Origin of the sequence: Nonomuraea helvata, from assembly GCF_039535785.1 — a bacterium.
Taxonomy (GTDB): domain Bacteria; phylum Actinomycetota; class Actinomycetes; order Streptosporangiales; family Streptosporangiaceae; genus Nonomuraea; species Nonomuraea helvata.
The window spans coordinates 1,932,328-1,948,600 of sequence record NZ_BAAAXV010000009.1 but is presented as its reverse complement, the minus strand read 5'-3'; the positions used below and the strand labels follow the sequence as shown (position 1 = coordinate 1,948,600).

The 16,273-nt window shown below is 68.8% G+C and carries 21 protein-coding genes; 7 read left to right on the top strand and 14 right to left on the bottom strand.

The genetic code is table 11. The features are described 5' to 3' along the window. Window positions 1-205: 205 nt before the first annotated feature. The 6 genes from ABD830_RS42415 to ABD830_RS42390 form a co-directional block, all read right to left on the bottom strand. Window positions 206-958 carry a methyltransferase domain-containing protein gene (locus ABD830_RS42415; RefSeq protein ID WP_345000114.1) on the bottom strand — a complete coding sequence of 251 codons (753 nt, stop codon included), beginning with the start codon at window positions 956-958 and terminating at the stop codon, window positions 206-208. Further along, window positions 951-1,310: an ArsR/SmtB family transcription factor gene (locus ABD830_RS42410; protein WP_345000111.1), complete on the bottom strand. Its 360-nt coding sequence runs from the start codon at window positions 1,308-1,310 to the stop codon at window positions 951-953. Before ABD830_RS42410 ends, ABD830_RS42415 begins: the two co-directional genes overlap by 8 nt. Window positions 1,311-1,386: 76 nt before the next feature. After that, entirely contained in the window at window positions 1,387-1,926 is a 540-nt protein-coding gene (locus ABD830_RS42405) for a GNAT family N-acetyltransferase (protein WP_345000109.1), read from the bottom strand. Further along, window positions 1,923-2,348 (bottom strand): arsenate reductase ArsC, encoded by a 426-nt coding sequence (locus ABD830_RS42400; RefSeq protein WP_345000106.1) that lies wholly within the window; start codon window positions 2,346-2,348, stop codon window positions 1,923-1,925. Before ABD830_RS42400 ends, ABD830_RS42405 begins: the two co-directional genes overlap by 4 nt. 9 nt (window positions 2,349-2,357) lie before the next feature. Next, on the bottom strand, window positions 2,358-3,095 hold the full coding sequence (locus tag ABD830_RS42395) for an aquaporin (protein WP_345000104.1): 738 nt from the start codon (window positions 3,093-3,095) through the stop codon (window positions 2,358-2,360). Beyond that, a complete protein-coding gene (locus ABD830_RS42390; protein ID WP_345000102.1) occupies window positions 3,092-3,475 on the bottom strand; it encodes an ArsR/SmtB family transcription factor in 384 nt (127 codons plus the stop codon). Before ABD830_RS42390 ends, ABD830_RS42395 begins: the two co-directional genes overlap by 4 nt. Before the next feature lie 83 nt (window positions 3,476-3,558). Between ABD830_RS42390 and ABD830_RS42385 the strand changes: the two genes are divergently transcribed. After that, a complete protein-coding gene (locus ABD830_RS42385) occupies window positions 3,559-4,029 on the top strand; it encodes an ArsI/CadI family heavy metal resistance metalloenzyme (RefSeq protein ID WP_345000100.1) in 471 nt (156 codons plus the stop codon). Window positions 4,030-4,370: 341 nt separating this feature from the next. Here the strand turns inward: ABD830_RS42385 and ABD830_RS42380 are convergent, their stop codons facing one another. The 3 genes from ABD830_RS42380 to ABD830_RS42370 all read right to left on the bottom strand — a co-directional run bounded on the left by ABD830_RS42380 (window position 4,371) and on the right by ABD830_RS42370 (window position 6,672). Continuing rightward, complete coding sequence (locus ABD830_RS42380) at window positions 4,371-4,772, bottom strand: tyrosine-type recombinase/integrase (RefSeq protein ID WP_345000098.1); 402 nt, start codon at window positions 4,770-4,772, stop codon at window positions 4,371-4,373. A 263-nt stretch (window positions 4,773-5,035) separates the two neighbouring features. Then, a complete protein-coding gene (locus tag ABD830_RS42375; RefSeq protein WP_345000095.1) occupies window positions 5,036-6,328 on the bottom strand; it encodes an RNA polymerase sigma factor in 1,293 nt (430 codons plus the stop codon). Next, window positions 6,325-6,672, bottom strand: coding sequence for a YciI family protein (locus ABD830_RS42370; RefSeq protein WP_345000093.1), 348 nt, complete (start codon window positions 6,670-6,672; stop codon window positions 6,325-6,327). The genes ABD830_RS42375 and ABD830_RS42370 overlap by 4 nt, the downstream gene beginning before the upstream one ends. 91 nt (window positions 6,673-6,763) lie before the next feature. On the opposite strand from ABD830_RS42370, the gene ABD830_RS42365 reads away from it, so the two are divergent. Continuing rightward, window positions 6,764-7,159, top strand: a complete 396-nt coding sequence (locus ABD830_RS42365; protein ID WP_345000091.1) for a hypothetical protein — start codon at window positions 6,764-6,766, stop codon at window positions 7,157-7,159. Window positions 7,160-7,218: 59 nt separating this feature from the next. Here ABD830_RS42365 and ABD830_RS42360 read toward each other — a convergent pair whose 3' ends face one another. Together ABD830_RS42360 and ABD830_RS42355 are read right to left on the bottom strand one after the other, a co-directional pair. After that, the gene (locus ABD830_RS42360) at window positions 7,219-8,469 is read right to left on the bottom strand and encodes an RNA polymerase sigma factor (RefSeq protein ID WP_345000088.1); all 1,251 of its coding nucleotides are present in this window, start codon (window positions 8,467-8,469) and stop codon (window positions 7,219-7,221) included. After that, complete coding sequence (locus tag ABD830_RS42355) at window positions 8,466-8,837, bottom strand: YciI family protein (protein WP_345000086.1); 372 nt, start codon at window positions 8,835-8,837, stop codon at window positions 8,466-8,468. Before ABD830_RS42355 ends, ABD830_RS42360 begins: the two co-directional genes overlap by 4 nt. A 239-nt stretch (window positions 8,838-9,076) precedes the next feature. On the opposite strand from ABD830_RS42355, the gene ABD830_RS42350 reads away from it, so the two are divergent. Both ABD830_RS42350 and ABD830_RS42345 read left to right on the top strand, forming a co-directional pair. Beyond that, window positions 9,077-10,570: an MFS transporter gene (locus ABD830_RS42350; protein ID WP_345000084.1), complete on the top strand. Its 1,494-nt coding sequence runs from the start codon at window positions 9,077-9,079 to the stop codon at window positions 10,568-10,570. Between the two features lie 69 nt (window positions 10,571-10,639). Continuing rightward, window positions 10,640-11,233: a pyridoxamine 5'-phosphate oxidase family protein gene (locus ABD830_RS42345; RefSeq protein WP_345000082.1), complete on the top strand. Its 594-nt coding sequence runs from the start codon at window positions 10,640-10,642 to the stop codon at window positions 11,231-11,233. A 226-nt stretch (window positions 11,234-11,459) separates the two neighbouring features. Here ABD830_RS42345 and ABD830_RS42340 read toward each other — a convergent pair whose 3' ends face one another. Then, entirely contained in the window at window positions 11,460-12,101 is a 642-nt protein-coding gene (locus ABD830_RS42340; RefSeq protein WP_345000080.1) for a LysE family translocator, read from the bottom strand. Window positions 12,102-12,191: 90 nt separating this feature from the next. Between ABD830_RS42340 and ypfJ (ABD830_RS42335) the strand changes: the two genes are divergently transcribed. Genes ypfJ (ABD830_RS42335) through ABD830_RS42325 form a run of 3 tightly spaced genes read left to right on the top strand, consistent with a single transcriptional unit; the run spans window position 12,192 to window position 14,390 of the window. After that, window positions 12,192-13,136: a KPN_02809 family neutral zinc metallopeptidase gene (gene ypfJ, locus ABD830_RS42335; RefSeq protein ID WP_345000078.1), complete on the top strand. Its 945-nt coding sequence runs from the start codon at window positions 12,192-12,194 to the stop codon at window positions 13,134-13,136. 54 nt (window positions 13,137-13,190) lie between these two features. Continuing rightward, window positions 13,191-14,045 carry a KPN_02809 family neutral zinc metallopeptidase gene (gene ypfJ, locus ABD830_RS42330; protein WP_345000076.1) on the top strand — a complete coding sequence of 285 codons (855 nt, stop codon included), beginning with the start codon at window positions 13,191-13,193 and terminating at the stop codon, window positions 14,043-14,045. 48 nt (window positions 14,046-14,093) lie between these two features. After that, a complete protein-coding gene (locus tag ABD830_RS42325) occupies window positions 14,094-14,390 on the top strand; it encodes a type II toxin-antitoxin system VapB family antitoxin (protein ID WP_195897211.1) in 297 nt (98 codons plus the stop codon). A 173-nt stretch (window positions 14,391-14,563) separates the two neighbouring features. Here the strand turns inward: ABD830_RS42325 and ABD830_RS42320 are convergent, their stop codons facing one another. Both ABD830_RS42320 and ABD830_RS42315 read right to left on the bottom strand, forming a co-directional pair. Then, entirely contained in the window at window positions 14,564-15,268 is a 705-nt protein-coding gene (locus ABD830_RS42320; protein ID WP_345000071.1) for a FadR/GntR family transcriptional regulator, read from the bottom strand. Then, complete coding sequence (locus ABD830_RS42315) at window positions 15,259-16,272, bottom strand: aldo/keto reductase (protein ID WP_345000069.1); 1,014 nt, start codon at window positions 16,270-16,272, stop codon at window positions 15,259-15,261. The genes ABD830_RS42320 and ABD830_RS42315 overlap by 10 nt, the downstream gene beginning before the upstream one ends. Between the last annotated feature and the right edge of the window lies 1 nt (window position 16,273).

Below are 16,273 nucleotides of genomic sequence, written 5' to 3'. Positions count from 1 at the left end.
GCCCCCGAACGCGCGGACATATCGACGAGGGACATCGCCCCGAGGTGCCGGTAGCGGACAGGGCAAACGTTGCGAATCGCCGTATACTGCTCGACCTTGGTCGCCGATATGCGCATGGGGCCTCTCTCATGCCTTCCATTCATCCCGGGGACGGTGGTGTCCGGGATCAAGAGTTCAGCAACACCCTCTCAACGAACGATCCACGTCAACTAGGGCTGGGCTTGAGGGCCTGGACTATGGCGGAGTGGAGCCCGCCACCAGCGTCGGTGGTGGGCGTGATGCGGATGCTGGCGAAGCCCACGTCTCGTAGTACGTGCTCATACTCGCGAGCGGTGAGGGTGCCGTTGGCGCAGCCGACGTGTTGTTCGGCGGCGGCCCGCTGGTCGGGGTCCAGGCCGTCGTCGGCGATGACGTCGCTGATACCCAGGCGTCCTCTGGGTGTCAGGACGCGGAAGGCTTCGGCCAGCACGGCGGGTTTATCCGTGGACAGATTGATGACGCAGTTGGAGATGACGACGTCCACAGCGGCCTCGGGCAGCGGGATGTCCTCGATGTGGCCATGCAGGAACTCGACGTTCTTCGCTCCGGCCTGTTCGGCGTTGGCGCGGGCCAGGGCGAGCATGTCGAGGCTGGCGTCCAGGCCGTAGACGCGGCCGGTGGGGCCGACGCGGCGGGCGGACAGCAGTACGTCCAGGCCGCCGCCGGAGCCAAGGTCCAGCACCGTTTCGCCGGGGTGAAGGTCGGCGACGGCGAGCGGGTTGCCACAGCCGAGGCTGGCGCGCAGGGCCGCTTCCGGCACATCGGGTGCGTCACTGTCGGCGTAGGCGGCGGCGCCGAAGCAGCCGTCGGTGAAAGCGCCGGCCTCGCAGTCCAGCGGCGTGCCGCCGGACGCCGCCAGTTGGGCCAGCCCGGAGTAGCGCTGAACGGTGGCCTCACGCCGATCGGTGGGTTCACTCATCGGTGTCTCCTGACGCGGGGGTACAGGTGGGCGGTGCGGGAGCAGGGCGGCCCATGACGAGATCGGCGGCGCTGGGGAAGCACTCCACACACGCGGTGTTGATCCAGTAGAACGCCGAGGTGCCGACGCGCTCGACCAGCACGAACCGCACCTCTGAAAGGGTCTTGAGGTGCGCTGAGACGGTGGACTGGCCCACGTCCACGGCTTCGACGATTTCGCCCACGCTCATCGGCACGCCACGGCGGGCCAGCAGCGAGACGATCTGCACGCGGGTGGCGTCGGCCAGGGCCTTGAACCACGAGGCGTACGTGGCTGCGGTCGGCCGATCAAGCGGGCCCTTCTCTCCATCCATCGTTAATCGACGATAGACGATGAAAGGCGGTCCGGAAAGCCTCCAGGATGAGAGCGGCCGGCCTCCGGCCGAGAGTTCACGTCACCGTGGGGCTGCGGCGCTCGATCAGGACGACGTCCCGCCAGATCCCGTGGTGGCGGCCGATGCGTTCACGGGTGCCGATCACCCGAAACCCGGCGCGTGCGTGCAGGGCCAGACTGGCGATGTTCTCAGGGAAGATGCCGGACTGGATCGTCCAGATGCCTGCGGCCTCGGTGGAGGCGATCAGTGCCCGCAGCAGTGCCAGGCCGACGCCACGGCGGCGGGCACCCGGGTGCACGTAGACCGAATGCTCGACCACCCCGGCGTAGGCGCTGCGGGCCGAGACGGCCGACGCGGCGATCCAGCCGAGTACCCGGCCGGGCGTGCCGTCGAGGGTGCCCAGGGCGACATGGCGGTGGTCGGACAGCCTGGACGCGTCGAACTGCGCCCAGGTCGGGGCGGTGGTCTCGAAGGTGGCCTGGCCTTCGTCGATGCCGAGCTGGTAGACGGCCAGCACCTGATCGGCATGGGCGGCACGCATGGACTCGATGAGTGGCCCGTGGGCCGTCGCGCCCGGGTTCGTGGTGACGCTCACCTGTCTGCGGGAGTGGGGATGAGGTCAGCGATCAGCGCACGTACACGAGCCTCGATCGCGTCCCGGATCGGGCGTACGGCTTGGACGCCCTGCCCGGCCGGGTCGTCCAGCACCCAGTCCTCGTAACGTTTGCCGGGGAAAATGGGGCAGGCGTCGCCGCAACCCATGGTGATCACGACGTCGCTGGCCTGTACAGCATCGATGCTGAGCATCTTGGGGATCTCGGCGGAGATGTCGATGCCACGCTCTGCCATCGCCGCCACCACGGCCGGGTTCACCTGATCGGCGGGCGCGGAACCGGCCGAGCGCACGCGTACCCGATCGCCGGCCAGGTGGGTCAGGAAGGCGGCGGCCATTTGGGAGCGGCCCGCGTTGTGCACGCACACGAACAACACCTGCGGCGCATCGATCTGATCGGACATGGCTGTCTCCTATCGAGGCTGATCAGCGGCGGCCTGGTAGGCGGAGCCACGGGCGGGCTCCGTACCGGGCTGCGGGTTGTTCGGGTAGAACACGACCAGCAGCAGGCCGCCGAGCGCGGCACCGGCCAGTTGGGCGACGATGAACCCGGGCACCGAAGCAGGGGCGATCCCGGCGAAGGTGTCGGTGAAGGCCCGCCCCAGGGTGACAGCGGGGTTGGCGAAGCTCGTACTGCTGGTGAACCAGTAGGCGGCGCCGATGTAGCCGCCGACCGTGACCGGGGCGAGCGCGGCGCGGCCTTGCCGGGCCAACGCGAAGACGACCACGATGAGTCCCGCGGTGGCCACCACCTCACCCAGCAGCAGGTGAGGCGCCGACCGGTCACGAGCCGATATCTGAACGGCAGGGAGCGCGAACATGGCGTTCGCCAGGACGGCTCCCGCGACGGCTCCGGCGACCTGGGCAGGCAGGTAGGCCGCCACCTCCCGTCCGCGCATCGCCGGGGCAGCGTCGCGTCGGGTGAGTACCCAGGCCGCCACCGAGACGACCGGATTGAAGTGCGCGCCGGACACGGGCCCGAGGATCAAGATGAGCACCGCCAGGCCCGCCGCCGTGGCCAGACTGTTGGCCAGCAGTTGTACGCCGACGTCACGCGAAAGATCGGTTGCCATGATGCCGGAGCCGACCACCACGGCCACCAGAGCGGCGGTGCCGGCGAACTCGGCAAGCGTCCGGCGCGCCAGGTTCACCGCGCGTCCGCGACAAGCGTCTCGGGCAGGGCGAGAACACTGGTCAGACGCTTCAGTGTGGCCGGGATGATCCAGTAGTAGACCCAGGTGCCGCGCCGCTGGCTGTCGATCAGACCAGCCTCACGCAGCACTTTCAGATGATGCGAGATCGTCGGCGCCGTCACCGCGAAGGCACCAGTCAACTCGCACACGCACACCCCGTCACCAACCTGGCGGCCGCTTTCGTGCGCGCCGATCAGGGACAGCAGTCGCAACCGGATCGGGTCGCCGAGCGCCTTGAACACACGCGCCATCTCGGCGGCCTCATCTTCAGCGATCGGCTCCGCGATCAGCGGTGTGCAGCACTCGGAGGCGAGCACCGGCAGCTCCTGTTTCGACATATCTCTAATTTGACAGATTCCTAAGCAGAGGCGCAAACTCAGCACTACTTAGACATTCGTCGAAACAACGATGGGAGATCGTCATGTCTCGCGTCCAACTCGCCCTCCGTGTCGCCGACCTGGAGAGCTCGATCACCTTCTACTCCAAGCTGTTCGGCACCGAACCGGCCAAGCGCCGCCCTGGCTACGCCAACTTCGCGATCGCCGAACCCCCGCTCAAGCTGGTGCTCATCGAGGGCGAGGAAGGGGAGCCGACCCGCATGGACCATCTCGGCGTCGAGGTCGAGGACACCGCCCAGGTCAACGCCGCCACCCAGCGGCTCAAGGACGGCGGACTGGCTACCTTCGAGGAGAACGACACCTCCTGCTGCTACGCCCTTCAGGACAAGGTCTGGGTTCGTGGCCCGGGTGCCGAGCCGTGGGAGGTGTACGTGGTCAAGGCCGACGCCGACACCCTTACCAAAGAAGCCGATTCCGCCTGCTGCACCCCGGCCACGGCACCGGCCGGCGAGTTGACCGTCGAACCGGTCAACGCCTCGAAGAGCTGCTGCTAACTCACGCCCTCTACCGGCCTCCCTGCGGCCAGCTCGCACACGCAAAAAGGCTGTAACACTCGGGCGGCGCCCCCGGTGTTACAGCCCGATCCGCCTCTGGCGGGGTCTCATTTAGGGTCTCAGTTCAGCCCCGTACAAGGGTGTTCACCAGGGTTCCCGTCTGGCTCCTCGTCCCAGTTAGAGACCGGCGTGACCAGCGGTGAACGAAGGTCCACAGACTTGGAAAGCGTGTTTAGGGCAACCTTTCAGGGGTTCAAATCCCCTATCCTCCGCGCCTGGTTGAGGCAGTAAACGCGAAGGGGCCGACCCCATCCAAGTCGGCCCCTTTCGCTATTCCAGTCTCAGTTGACCTCTTCGGAGGACTCGTCTCCCTCCTTACTCGTCTCCCAGAGCAGGCCGTCAACCTGCTTGGCCACCGTGTTCCGGATGCCGTCGGTGACGTGCTGGTACCGGCGTGCCATTCCGCTACTGGACCACTCCATGATGGCCATCACCGTTCTCTCGGGGACCCCGAGGACCAGCAGGACGGTTGCGGCGGTGTGCCGGGCGTCGTGGAGCCGACCGTCCCTCAATCCAGCAGATGCCAGGAGGGCGCGTCCGAGCTGGGCGATGGCGATGGTCTTGCCGGTGCCTGCCGGGCGCGAGACGATCAGCCCGCAGCGGGCGCTGATCCCGTGCCGGTTGAGCAGCACCAGGCGCCGCCCGCAGGTCACCGTGTGGCGAACGGCGGAGGTGGCCACCACCAGCCGCGCATGATGGTCGAGCCGGGCTTCGTCGTAGGCGTCGCGCTCGATGGCGGGCAGCCGGCCGTACTCGGCGGCGCTCAGCAGCGTGGGGGGGCCAGGCCGGGGCCAGTGACCGCCGCCGGCGGCAGGCCTCGTCGCGAACGTGGAAGCTCTCCGCGCGGGACCAGGTAACCGCGCTGTCCATGTACCACGTGTTGAACAGCACTAGCGCGTTCAGCATGACGAAGCCAGCCTGGGGTGCCTGCGCAGTACATGATCCCTTACGCGGGGCCGGCCTCCTGGCCGGTGAGGCGCCCGGCCAGGTATTCCCGCTCAGCCTCGTTGCCGGTCAGCTCCAGCGCCTGCCGGTACGCGGCCGCCGCCTCGTCCGTACGCCCGAGTCGCTGCAGCAGCTCCGCCTTGATCGCCGGCAAGTACTGGTACCGGGAGAGCCGGCCCTCCTGCTCCAGCGCCTCGACCTGCGCCAGCGCGACCGCCGGTCCTTGGGCCATCGACACCGACACGGTCCGGTTCAGCGCAACCACCGGCGAGGGCCAGAGCGACAGCAGCCTGTCGTAGAGTGCCACGATCTGCGGCCAGTCCGTCTCCTCATACGTCGGCGCCTCGGCATACAGCGAGGCGATCGCCGCCTGCAGCAGGTAACGCCCCGCGCGGCCACCCCGCAACCCGGCCACGATCAACTCGTGCGCCTCGGCCAGCGCGCCGCGGTCCCACAGCGAGCGGTCCTGCTCCTCAAGCCGCACCAGCCGACCGCCGGCGCCGGTTCGGGTGACGCGCCGGGCGTCGGTGACCAGGAGCAGCGCCAGCAGCCCGCAGACCTCGGGCTCGTCGGGCATGAGGCCCCGCAGCGTGCGGGCCAGGTGCAGCGCGCGGTCGGCCAGGTCGGTGCGCATGAGCGTGGGGCCGGATGGGGCCGTGTGCCCGGCAGCGAACAGCAGGTGGAGCACGCCGAGCACGGCCGTGAGCCGATCCGGCAGTTCCGCCGGGCGCGGCACCCGGTAGGGGATGCGGGCGGCGGAGATCTTTTTCTTCGCTCGGGTGATGCGGGCGGCCATCGTCTGTTCCGACACCAGCAGCGCCCGGGCAACGTCCGGTGTCGGCAGCCCGCACACCAGCCGCAGCGTCAGCGCGAGTTGCGCCTCCTGCGCGAGCGCGGGATGGCAGCAGGTGAAGATGAGCCGCAGCCACTCATCGGGGATGACATCCTCCGGGTCCATGGCCTGCCCCTCATCCGGTTTGTCCAGCTCGTCCAAGGCGAGCTCGTCGACGGCCTCTTCGGGTTCCACCAGCAGCGGCAGCCTCGCGCGGAACGTCCGCTCGCGGCGAATGGCGTCCATCGCCCGACGCTTGGCCGCGGTGGTGAGCCACGCCGCAGGGTTGCCCGGGATCCCGTCGCGTTCCCAGGCCGACAGCGCCGCGGCGTACGCCTCCTGTACGCACTCCTCGGCCAGGTCCAGGTCCTGCGCGACGCGCACCGTCGCCGCGAGCACGAAGGCCCACTCGCGCCGGTGCGCATCAGCGACCGCCCGTCCTGCGTCCGTCGCAGCCGTCATCGGGCGATGGGCGCGACACCGCCCGCGACAGGCCGCACCTCGACACCGCCGCGGCCCCACTGGACGGCCGGGTTATGACGCGCCAGTTCCAGGGCGGCGTCCAGGTCGGGGGCCTCGATGATGCAAACGCCGGCGATGACTTCCTTGGAGTCGATGAAGGGGCCGTCGGTGACCAGGTCGCCGCGCAGCGAGGTGGCAGTGTCGGCGGACTGCAGCGCATACGCCGTGATCATGGCGCCGGACTCGATGAGGTCGTCGGCGTGCCGCTTGCTCGCCGCCTGCTGCTCCAGCGTGTAGTCGCCGGCCTCGGCGTTGTCGAAGATGAGGATCGCGTACTGGGCCATGATGGACTCCTTGGCTGCGTGTCTGGTCGGTACACCTCTACGTCGGACGGGCGACGCGAATTCGACAGACCGTACGCGAACTTTTCTTAAGATGCCCCGGTCCAGCTCCGACACCCGCGCGCCGGGAGGCACGGCGAGCACCAGCGGCCTGTGGCTCGGGTTGGCGGCCACGGCCGCCGGCCTCTGGCTCTCGTGGACCGCCCCTTGGGACGACGGCAACGACCGCTGGAAACTGGTGGCCGCCCAGTCGTCGGTCACCTACGGACAGGTCATCGCCACCGGCGGGCACGACGCGTGGGCCTTCGGCTGGGACATCGTCGGAATCGGCGCCTGGCTGCCGATGGCCGACGGCCCGCACCGCCCCACGGTCTTCCACTGGGATGGCGACCACTGGACGAGAAGCGACTTCCCGATAGAACGCGGCAACATCGGCTCGGACGTGCCCCCTCCGGCCACTGGACCAGGGTTCCGGCGGGCGGCGAACTGACCTCGCTGTCGGCCGTCCCCGGCGGCCCGCTCCTGGCCACCGGAGTGATCGGCAGAGCTTCAGGCGTCTTCCGCAAGCTTCCCTGAAGAGGACCGCGGCTCCCTTACCCGGCTGGCCCGGGACTCCAGGTAGCGCTGCTCGGCGATGCTGGCGGTTGACTTCGCGGCGCGCCGGTAGTGCTCGTACGCCCCCGCCGTGTCGCCGGTCTTCTCCAGCAGATGCGCCCGTACCGACAGCAGCCGGTGATGTCCGGCCATCCGCTCGTCACCGTCCAATGTGGACAGCAGAGCCAGCCCGGCCAGGGGCCCCTCCGTCTCGGCGAGTGCGATCGCCCGGTTGAGGGTGACCATCGGGTTGGGTGCGATCCGTTCCAGGATCAGGTAAAGGGCGTGCACCTGTGCCCAGTTGGTCTCCTCGGCCGTGGCCGCGTCGGCGTGCGTGGCGGCGATGGCGGCCTGCAGTTGGTAAGGGCCCAGCTCCGGGCCGGCCAGCGACGTCTTGACCAGCTCGATGCCCTCGTCGATCAGTACGCGGTCCCACTCCGTACGGTCCTGCTCGTCCAGCGGCACCAGGTCGCCGGCCTCCGTCGTGCGGGTCTCCCGGCGGGCGTGGGTCAGCAGCATCAGCGCGAGCAGCCCGGTCACCTCGCCGTCCTCGGGCAGCTGCGCGTGGACCATCCTGGTCAGCCGGATCGCCTCCCGTGCGAGGTCGGCGCGGTGCAACTCGCTGCCCGACGAGGCGGTATAGCCCTCGTTGAAGATCAGGTAGAGGACGTGCAGGACGACCCGTAGCCGCTCCTCGCGCTCCGCGCCGTCCGGCAGGCTGAACGAGCTGCCTGCGGCCTTGATGCGCTGCTTGGCCCGGCTGATCCTGGCCGCCATGGTGGCCTCCGGCACCAGGAACGCGCGGGCGATCTCGGCAGTGGTCAGGCCGCCGACCGCCCGCAGCGTCAGGGCGGTCTGGGAGGCCGCGGTCAGCGTCGGATGGCAGCACAGGAAGAGCAGGACGAGCGAGTCGTCGGTGTCCGGTACGTCCTCGGGCACCACGTCGGTGGCCGTCACCGACTCCCGCTCACGGCGCGCGTGGTCACTGCGCATCTGGTCGATGAGCCGCCGGGACGCCACAGTCATGAGCCAACCGCGCGGATTGTCCGGCACCCCCTCGGCCGGCCACTGGACGGTGGCGGCGAGGACGGCCTCCTGTACGGCGTCCTCACACCCTTCGAACTGGCCGTGCCGGCGTACCAACGCGCCGAGGACCTGCGGCGTGAGCTCACGCAGCAGGTCCTCGATAGCTGGGGGCGCTGTCATGCCTCCAATTGTCCGTCAGCGAACATCACCTGCCGCACCTCCACCCCCAGCCCCTCGATCGCGGTGTCCGGGATCTGCGCTGCCAGCTCGATCGCCCGCTCCTTGTTCTCGCAGTCGATCAGGTAGAAGCCGCCCAGGTACTCCTTCGCCTCCAGGAAAGGGCCGTCGGTCACCACCGGCTGGCCGTTGCGTACGGACACCACGGCGGCCTGCGACGGGTCGACCAGCGCCTGAGTGGTGATCATCTCGCCGGATCTCTTCAGCGCCTCGATGAACGCGGCGTGGCCGTCGCCGATCGCCGCCTTCTCCTCGTCGGTCAGCGCGTCCAGCACGGCCGGGTTGATGTGCAGGCTGATCAGGAACTTCATCTCGTGCTCCTCGTGGTTCGCGAGCCCCGGCGGGCCCTTCGACCGGTTGGTCGGAGCCGCCGACGTCGTCTTGACATGCCCCGCCAGAACTTTCGCGGCAATTTCTTCGCCCGGCGCGCGAGGTCGGCATCTCCCCCGCGGCGGCCGGCTCCGCGAAATTTCCGCCCGTACCGGTGTCAAGAAGCTCTCGGCCGCTCCGACCAGCAGGCGGAACGTCGAGAGAACAGGGAGTTCAGGATATGCGAACCAATCGGGCATGGCTGGGACTGGTCGTCCTCATGCTGCCGACCTTGCTGGTCGCGATGGACATGACGGCGCTGCTCCTCGCGCTCCCGCGGCTGAGCGCCGACCTGGGTGCCACCAACGTCCAGCAGCTGTGGATCAGCGACAGCTACGGGCTCATGGTGGCCGGCCTGGTCATCACGATGGGTACGCTCGGCGACCGGATCGGCCGCCGACGGCTGCTGATGATCGGCGGAGGGGCGTTCGCGGTGCTGTCGGTCGTGGCCGCCTTCGCGGTCAGCCCGCTGATGCTGATCATCGCGCGTGCGCTGCTGGGCATCGCCGGCGCGACCCTGGCCCCGTCCACACTTGCCTTGATCACCAACATGTTCCGCGACGAACGACAGCGCGGGCAGGCCATCGCGATCTGGGCGACCTGCCAGTTCACCGGCGGCGCGCTCGGGCCCGTACTCGCCGGATTCCTGCTCCAGCACTTCTGGTGGGGGTCGGTGTTCCTGGCCGCCGTGCCGGCGATGGCGTTGCTGCTGCTCGCCGGGCCGCTCCTGCTGCCGGAGTTCCGTAGCGACCAGGCCGGCCGGCTGGACCTGACCAGCGTCGGGCTGTCGCTCGTGGCGGTGCTTCTGATGGTCTACGGCATCAAGCAGCTGGTCGTGGAGAGCATGCCGGTCGTGCCGGCGGCCGCCCTCGTCGTCGGCGCGGCCATCGGATTCCTGTTCGTACGCCGGCAGCTGCGCCTGGAGGCTCCCCTGCTGGACCTGCGGCTGTTCCGCAACCGCCCGTTCACGGCCGTACTCGTCGGGCTGGTCTTCGCCGGCGTCGCCATGGCCGGTACGGGCCTGCTGGTGACCCAGTACCTGCAGAGCGTGCTGGGCTTCTCGCCGGTCGCGTCGGCGGTGCTGTTCGCTCCGATGGGGCTGGGCGTGGCGGTCGGCACCATGGCCGCACCGGCGCTGGCCCGGCGGATGAAGCAGACGACCGCGATCGCCGGCGGGCTGGCGGGGTCGGCGCTGGGCAGCCTGCTGCTGGTCGTCGTCCACGGTGCGCTCGCCCTGCCGCTGGTGATGATCGGCATCGCCGTACTGGCGCTGGGCACCGGCCCGCTGTTCGCGCTGGGCACCGGGCTGGTCGTCGGGTCCGTACCGCCGGAGCGCGCCGGCTCGGCGGCGTCGATGTCGGAGACCGGCAACTACTTCGGCGGTTCGCTCGGCTTCGCGCTGCTCGGTGTGGTGGCCGCGGTGGTCTACCGCAGCCGTACGGACGGCACGTCCGACTCGCTGGCCGGCGCGGTCGCCGCCAGCCGGCACCTTCCCGCAGACCAGAGCGCGGAACTGCTGCACACGGCGCGGGAGGCGTTCACCTTCAGCCTGCACGTCACCGGGCTCGTGGCCGCGGTCATCTTCGCCGGGCTGGCCGTGCTGATCCTGACCATGCGGCCGGCGGCCCGGACCGCCCCGACCGTACGCCTCGACTATGAGGCGACTCGCTCATAGGGGGCGTGATCGAGTCCGTGGGGTGGTCGAGGGAGCGGCGAAAACGACCACCCCCGTCATAATCGGGCCATGGGGAAGAGCTACGAGCGGATAGACGGCAGGCTGCGTGCCTTCATCGAGGCGCAGCACATTTTCTTCACCGCGACCGCGCCGCTCGGCGGCGACGGCACCATCAATCTCTCGCCCAAGGGCCTGAACGGCTCGTTCGCCGTGCTCGACGAACTGACCGTGGCCTACCTCGATTTCGCCGGCAGCAACGCCGAGACGATCGCCCATCTGCGCGAGAACGGCCGCATCACCCTGATGTGGTGCGCCTTCGAGGGTCCGCCCAACATTGTGCGCGTGCACGGCCGCGGAGAGCCGGTCTTCCGCGACGATCCGCGTTGGGACGAGCTGATGGGTTATTTCCCGGACATCGACCCGAGCCTGCACGGCCTGCGCGCGATCATCGTTGTGACCGCGGAGAAGATCCGCGACACCTGCGGGTATGCCGTCCCGTTCATGACCTATGAGGAGGACCGGCCGCTGCACGCCTCGCGTTTCGCGCGCGAGACCGACGAGTCGCTCGACGCGTACTTCCAGGAGAAGGAGCACGTCGCGACCAGCATCGACGGCCTGCCCGGGCTCCCCCTGCCGCTGCCGCCACTCCCGCGCACTACCTGAACATTCATTGATCATCGCAAACGTCAGACCGACGGTCGGCTGTCTGTCTGGCGGCGTAGGCCCGGCGCCACGTACGGTTCCTGGAGCTACTCCATGGGGACGCGTGACGGCAAGCACTGCGTCACGAGCCAGCTCAACGGAGACTGGGCTCCGCTGAGCGTCTTCAACGACGTGCTCTCCGCGGAGTTCTGCCCGGCCACGTCCCGATAGCTCGGGGCGGTTGCCGCTAGGTGGCGACGAGGGCCTTCGAGCGGTCCGTGGCCATGTGTACGGCGAAGACGCCGAGCACCGTGCCCGTGACGTAGCGCTGGACGCGGAGCCAGAGCGGGCGGCGGGCCAGGAAGGCGGCCAGGGCGCCGGCCGAGATGGCGATCAGGGCGTTGACCGTGGTCGCGACCACGATCTGGACCGAGCCGAGCGCCAGGCTCTGCAGCAGCACGTGTCCCATGGCCGGGTCGATGAACTGCGGGAGCAGCGACAGGTACAGGATGGCGATCTTGGGGTTGAGCAGGCAGGTGAGCAGGCCCATGCCGAACAGCTTGCGCGGGCGCTCGGGCTCGAGGTCGCGCGGCTGGAAGGCCGAGGTGCCACCCGGCTTGAGGGCGTTCCAGGCAAGCCAGAGCAGGTACCCGGCGCCGGCCAGCTTGAGCACCGTGTACGCGACCGGCACGTACGCGAAGATGGCCGTCAGCCCCAGGCACGTCGCGGTCAGGTAGAGGGTGAAGCCGAGGACGACGCCGGTGAGGGAGATCAGGCCCGCCCGGCGGCCCTGGGTGATCGATCGTGAGATCAGATAGACCATGTTCGGTCCTGGCGTGAGAACCATGCCCAGCGAAACCAGCGCGATCCCGATCAATCCACCCGTCATATCGGAAGATTAGCGTACATAGAGCCGATTCTGCATTACATCGGGCTATAGCCCTGCGTAATCAAGTCATTACTGGGGATGAGGGGAGGCATGCAGTTCGACGACGACGCGCAGCTTGATCCGTCGCAGGTCGAGGACGTGCGGGCCTCCCGTCCGCGGCCGGGCGGGGGCGGCTGCATGGTGCCCATCGGCGGCCGGGGCGGCGGCTGCCTCCTCTTGATCCTGACGGTGGCCGGGATGTTCCTGTTCGGGGTCTTCCCGTCGCCGTTCAGCGGCAACGAGAGCGCCAGGCAGGGCGGGGGGCAGGGTGGCGGGCAGCAGCCGAGTGCCCCGGGCGCCCCCGGCCCGGCCGGCAATCTGGCCGCTCGCTGCCGTACCGGGGCCGACGCCCAGCAGTCCGAGGACTGCCGCGTCGTCGGGACGGTCAACAGCATCCAGTCGTACTGGCGGCAGGCGTTCGACGAGCGCGGGCGCAGGACGTACACGCCCGCGAAGACCGTGCTGTTCACGCAGGCGGTCAACACCGGCTGCGGCACGGCCGACTACGCCGTGGGCCCCTTCTACTGTCCCGCCGATCGCAAGGTCTACCTCGATCTGACGTTCTTCGACACGCTCCAGCGGGACTTCGGCGCGGAGGGCGGTCCGTTCGCACAGGCGTACGTGATCGCCCACGAGTACGGCCACCACGTGCAGGGCCTGCTCGGCACCATGAGCAGAGTCGGCACCGGCAGCAGGCCGGGCGCCGGCGGCGCATCGGTGCGACTGGAGCTACAGGCCGACTGCTACGCGGGCGTCTGGGCGCAGAACGCGGTCAAGACCGGCTTCTTCCGCGAGCCGTTCTCCAAGAAGGACATCGACCAGGCGCTCAGCGCGGCCGCGGCGGTGGGGGACGACAGCATCCAGCGGCGCACACAGGGCCGCGTGACCCCCGACGCCTTCACCCACGGCACGTCGCTGCAGCGGGAGAAGTGGTTCACTGTCGGGTACGAGAGCGGGGACCCGAAGCGGTGTGACACGTTCTCCGGAGGTATTTAGACGGACCGTCGGGGAAGCTGTCAGTCGGGTGGCACCCCCAGAAGGGACGTCAGAATGGACTTCAGAGACGACGTCGAACTCGACCCCTCGCAGGTGGAGGACGCCGGCGGATATTCGGGCGGAGGCGGCGGAGGCGGCGGTTTCCCCGGCGGCATGATCATCGGCGGTGGTGGCATCGTCAGCCTGATCGTGCTCGTGCTGGTCTTCGTGCTCAACAACGTGGGCGGCGGCGGCGGCGGGAGCAGCGAGCCGGCCCGGCAACGGCCTGCATCCAACCTGGCCGAGCAGTGCCATACGGGCAAGGATGCCGACCAATCGGAGAAGTGCCGCGTGGTGGGCGTGGTCAACAGCATCCAGGACTACTGGAAGAAGGAAATTTCCGGATATCGGCCGGCCAAGACCGTCCTGTACTCAGGGCAGTTGAAGACGAGCTGCGGCACCGCCAGCTCGGCCGTCGGCCCGTTCTACTGCCCCGGCGACCAGCGCGTCTACCTCGACCTGAGCTTCTTCGAGCAGCTCCACAGCCAGTTCGGCGCCAGGGGCGGCCCGTTCGCGCAGGCGTACGTGATCGCCCACGAGTACGGCCACCACGCACAGGACCTGCTCGGCGCGCTCGGCTCCAGCGGCTCGTCGGTCGCCATCGAGCTCCAGGCCGACTGCTACGCCGGCGTCTGGGCGCACAACGCGGTCCAGACCGGCTTCTACGACAAGCCGTTCACCACGGCGGAGATCTCCGAAGCCCTGGACGCGGCCGCGGCGGTCGGCGACGACAGAATCCAGCAGCGCACCACCGGCAGAGTCGATCCCGAATCGTTCACGCACGGCAGTTCCGAGCAACGAGTCGCCGCCTTCCAACGCGGCTACGAAAACGGTAAACCCGGTGACTGCGGACTGGATGAGCTGCGCTGACGCTTCATGACAGCGCAAGGATTCGAATTCTCTCCTAAAATCGGGGGGGTGATCTTCAAGCTTGTCGGCGACGGACGCCCTTATCCCGAACACGGTCTGACGCACCGCGAGTGGGCGCAGATCCCTCCACGGCAGGTCCGGCTCGACTCGTTGATCACCACGAAGGCCATGCTGGACCTGCACTCGTTGCTCGCCGCCGACTCCACGTTCTACGGGGATCTTTTCCCGCACGTGGTGCAGTGGCAGGGCGAGCTTTATCTGGAGGACGGCCTGCATCGCGCGTTGCGCGCGGCCCTGCACCAACGATCGATCCTGCACGCCAGGGTCCTGGAGCTGCCCAACTGAGAATGAGAGAAAGGGACGGGCTCACGCTCGTCCCGGCACCGAGAAAGGGCCCCTGACCCGTAGGTCAGAGGCCCTTTTCCATGGCGGGGACGTCTCCAGATTCTTCCGGACGGGCGTGGACACCGCCGGACAGTCCATGCCCCCGAACGGCCGGTGCCGTGCGCCGTCGGCGCTCAGCCGGGGAGGGATTCGGTGGTGCGCAGGTATTCCCTCAATCCCCGTTCGGTGCTACTGACGTGCAGCAGTGCAGCGGCCTGGCTGAGAGCGGCGTCACGGGTGGACAGGGCCGTGAAGATCGCCTCGTGCTCGGCGAGGGTGCGGCCCGCAGCGTCGGCGTCAACGAGGCCACGCCAGATGCGGGCGCGCAACGTACGGCCGGAGATGGCCTCCAGGAGGGTGAGCAGCGTGTCGTTGCCCGTGGCTGAGACGACGGCACGGTGGAAGGCCGCGTCGTGGGCGTTGAGCCGTTCGACGTCGTCGCGGGCCTCACGCATGGCGTCCAAGTGCTGTTGCACCTCGGCGAGTTGTTCGTCGGAGATCCGGATTGCGGCCAGTGCTGTGGCGACCGGTTCGAGGAGCCGACGTACCTCCATCAGATCCTGCAGGGCGGCCGAGTCGCCCTGCAGCAGCTCCACAGCCCCGCCGAGACCCTCGAAGAGCAGACTCGGCTGCAGGCTGGTCACGTACGTGCCGTCCCCACGCCGGATCTCCAGGACTCGCGCGACAGCCAGTGCCTTGACCGCTTCCCGCGCGAGGTTGCGGGACAGGCCCAGTTGAGCGGCCAGGTCCGGTTCCGGTGGAAGCTTCGAACCCGGTGGCAGGGCTCCGGTGCGGATCAGCTCACGGATCTGCTCAATGGCCTTGTCGGTCAAAGACAATGCGAACTCCTCTGGTGCCCCTTCCCGGCGGGCACGTCCGATCTGATCAATCCTTGGGTACGGAGGTCCTCCCAAAGTCCTTCGGGGATGTGCCGACGGTGGAGTTCCGCGTTCCGCGCGACCTGCTCAGCATTCCGCATGCCCAGGGTGACGTTGATGATATGGGGATGGGTGTACGGAAAGGCAATCGCCGCTGCCGGGAGAGTCGTGCCGTGCGCCACGCAGACCTCGGCGATCGCCAGGGCACGGGCGACCAGGGCAGGCGGCGCGTCCCGGTAGTCGTACTTCATGCCCTCGGCGGGCCGGTCGAGGGAGAGCAGTCCCGAATTGAACACACCGACCGCCACCACACTTTTGTCCAGTTCCTGAGCGGCGGGCAGGACGTCGTCCAATGCCGACTGGTCGAGGAGCGTGTAGCGGCCGGCGAGCATCACCACGTCGGCGGCGGTGTCACGCAGGAAGCGGGCGAGCATGGCCGACTGGTTCATGCCGGCGCCGATGGCGCCGATCACCCCTTGGCCGCGTAGTTCCGCCAGGACGGGCATGGCCTCCTCGGCGGCCTGCCTCCAGTGGTCGTCGGGGTCGTGCAGGTAGACGACGTCCAGACGGTCGAGGCCCGTGCGCTCCAGTGTCGCCTCGATGGAACGCAGTACCCCGTCCCGGCTGAAGTCCCACTGCCTGCGCAGGTCGTCCCGGACGACGAAACCCTCGTCGTCGACCCCGCGCGGCCGCTCGTTGGGCACCAGCAGACGGCCCACTTTGGAAGATATGACGTACTCGTTCCGCGGACGGTCCCGCAGCGCGGCGCCCAGGCGGTGCTCGGACAGGCCCAGGCCGTAGTGGGGTGCTGTGTCGAAGTACCGGATGCCTGCGTCCCAGGCCGCTTCGACCGCGGCTGCCGCGTCGAGGGCCGGTGTGACGCGGTGGAGATTGCCTATGACGGAGGCCCCGAAGCCGAGTTCGCTGAGCTCGACAGAGGTGTTCGTGATCTTCCGGTGTCGCAAG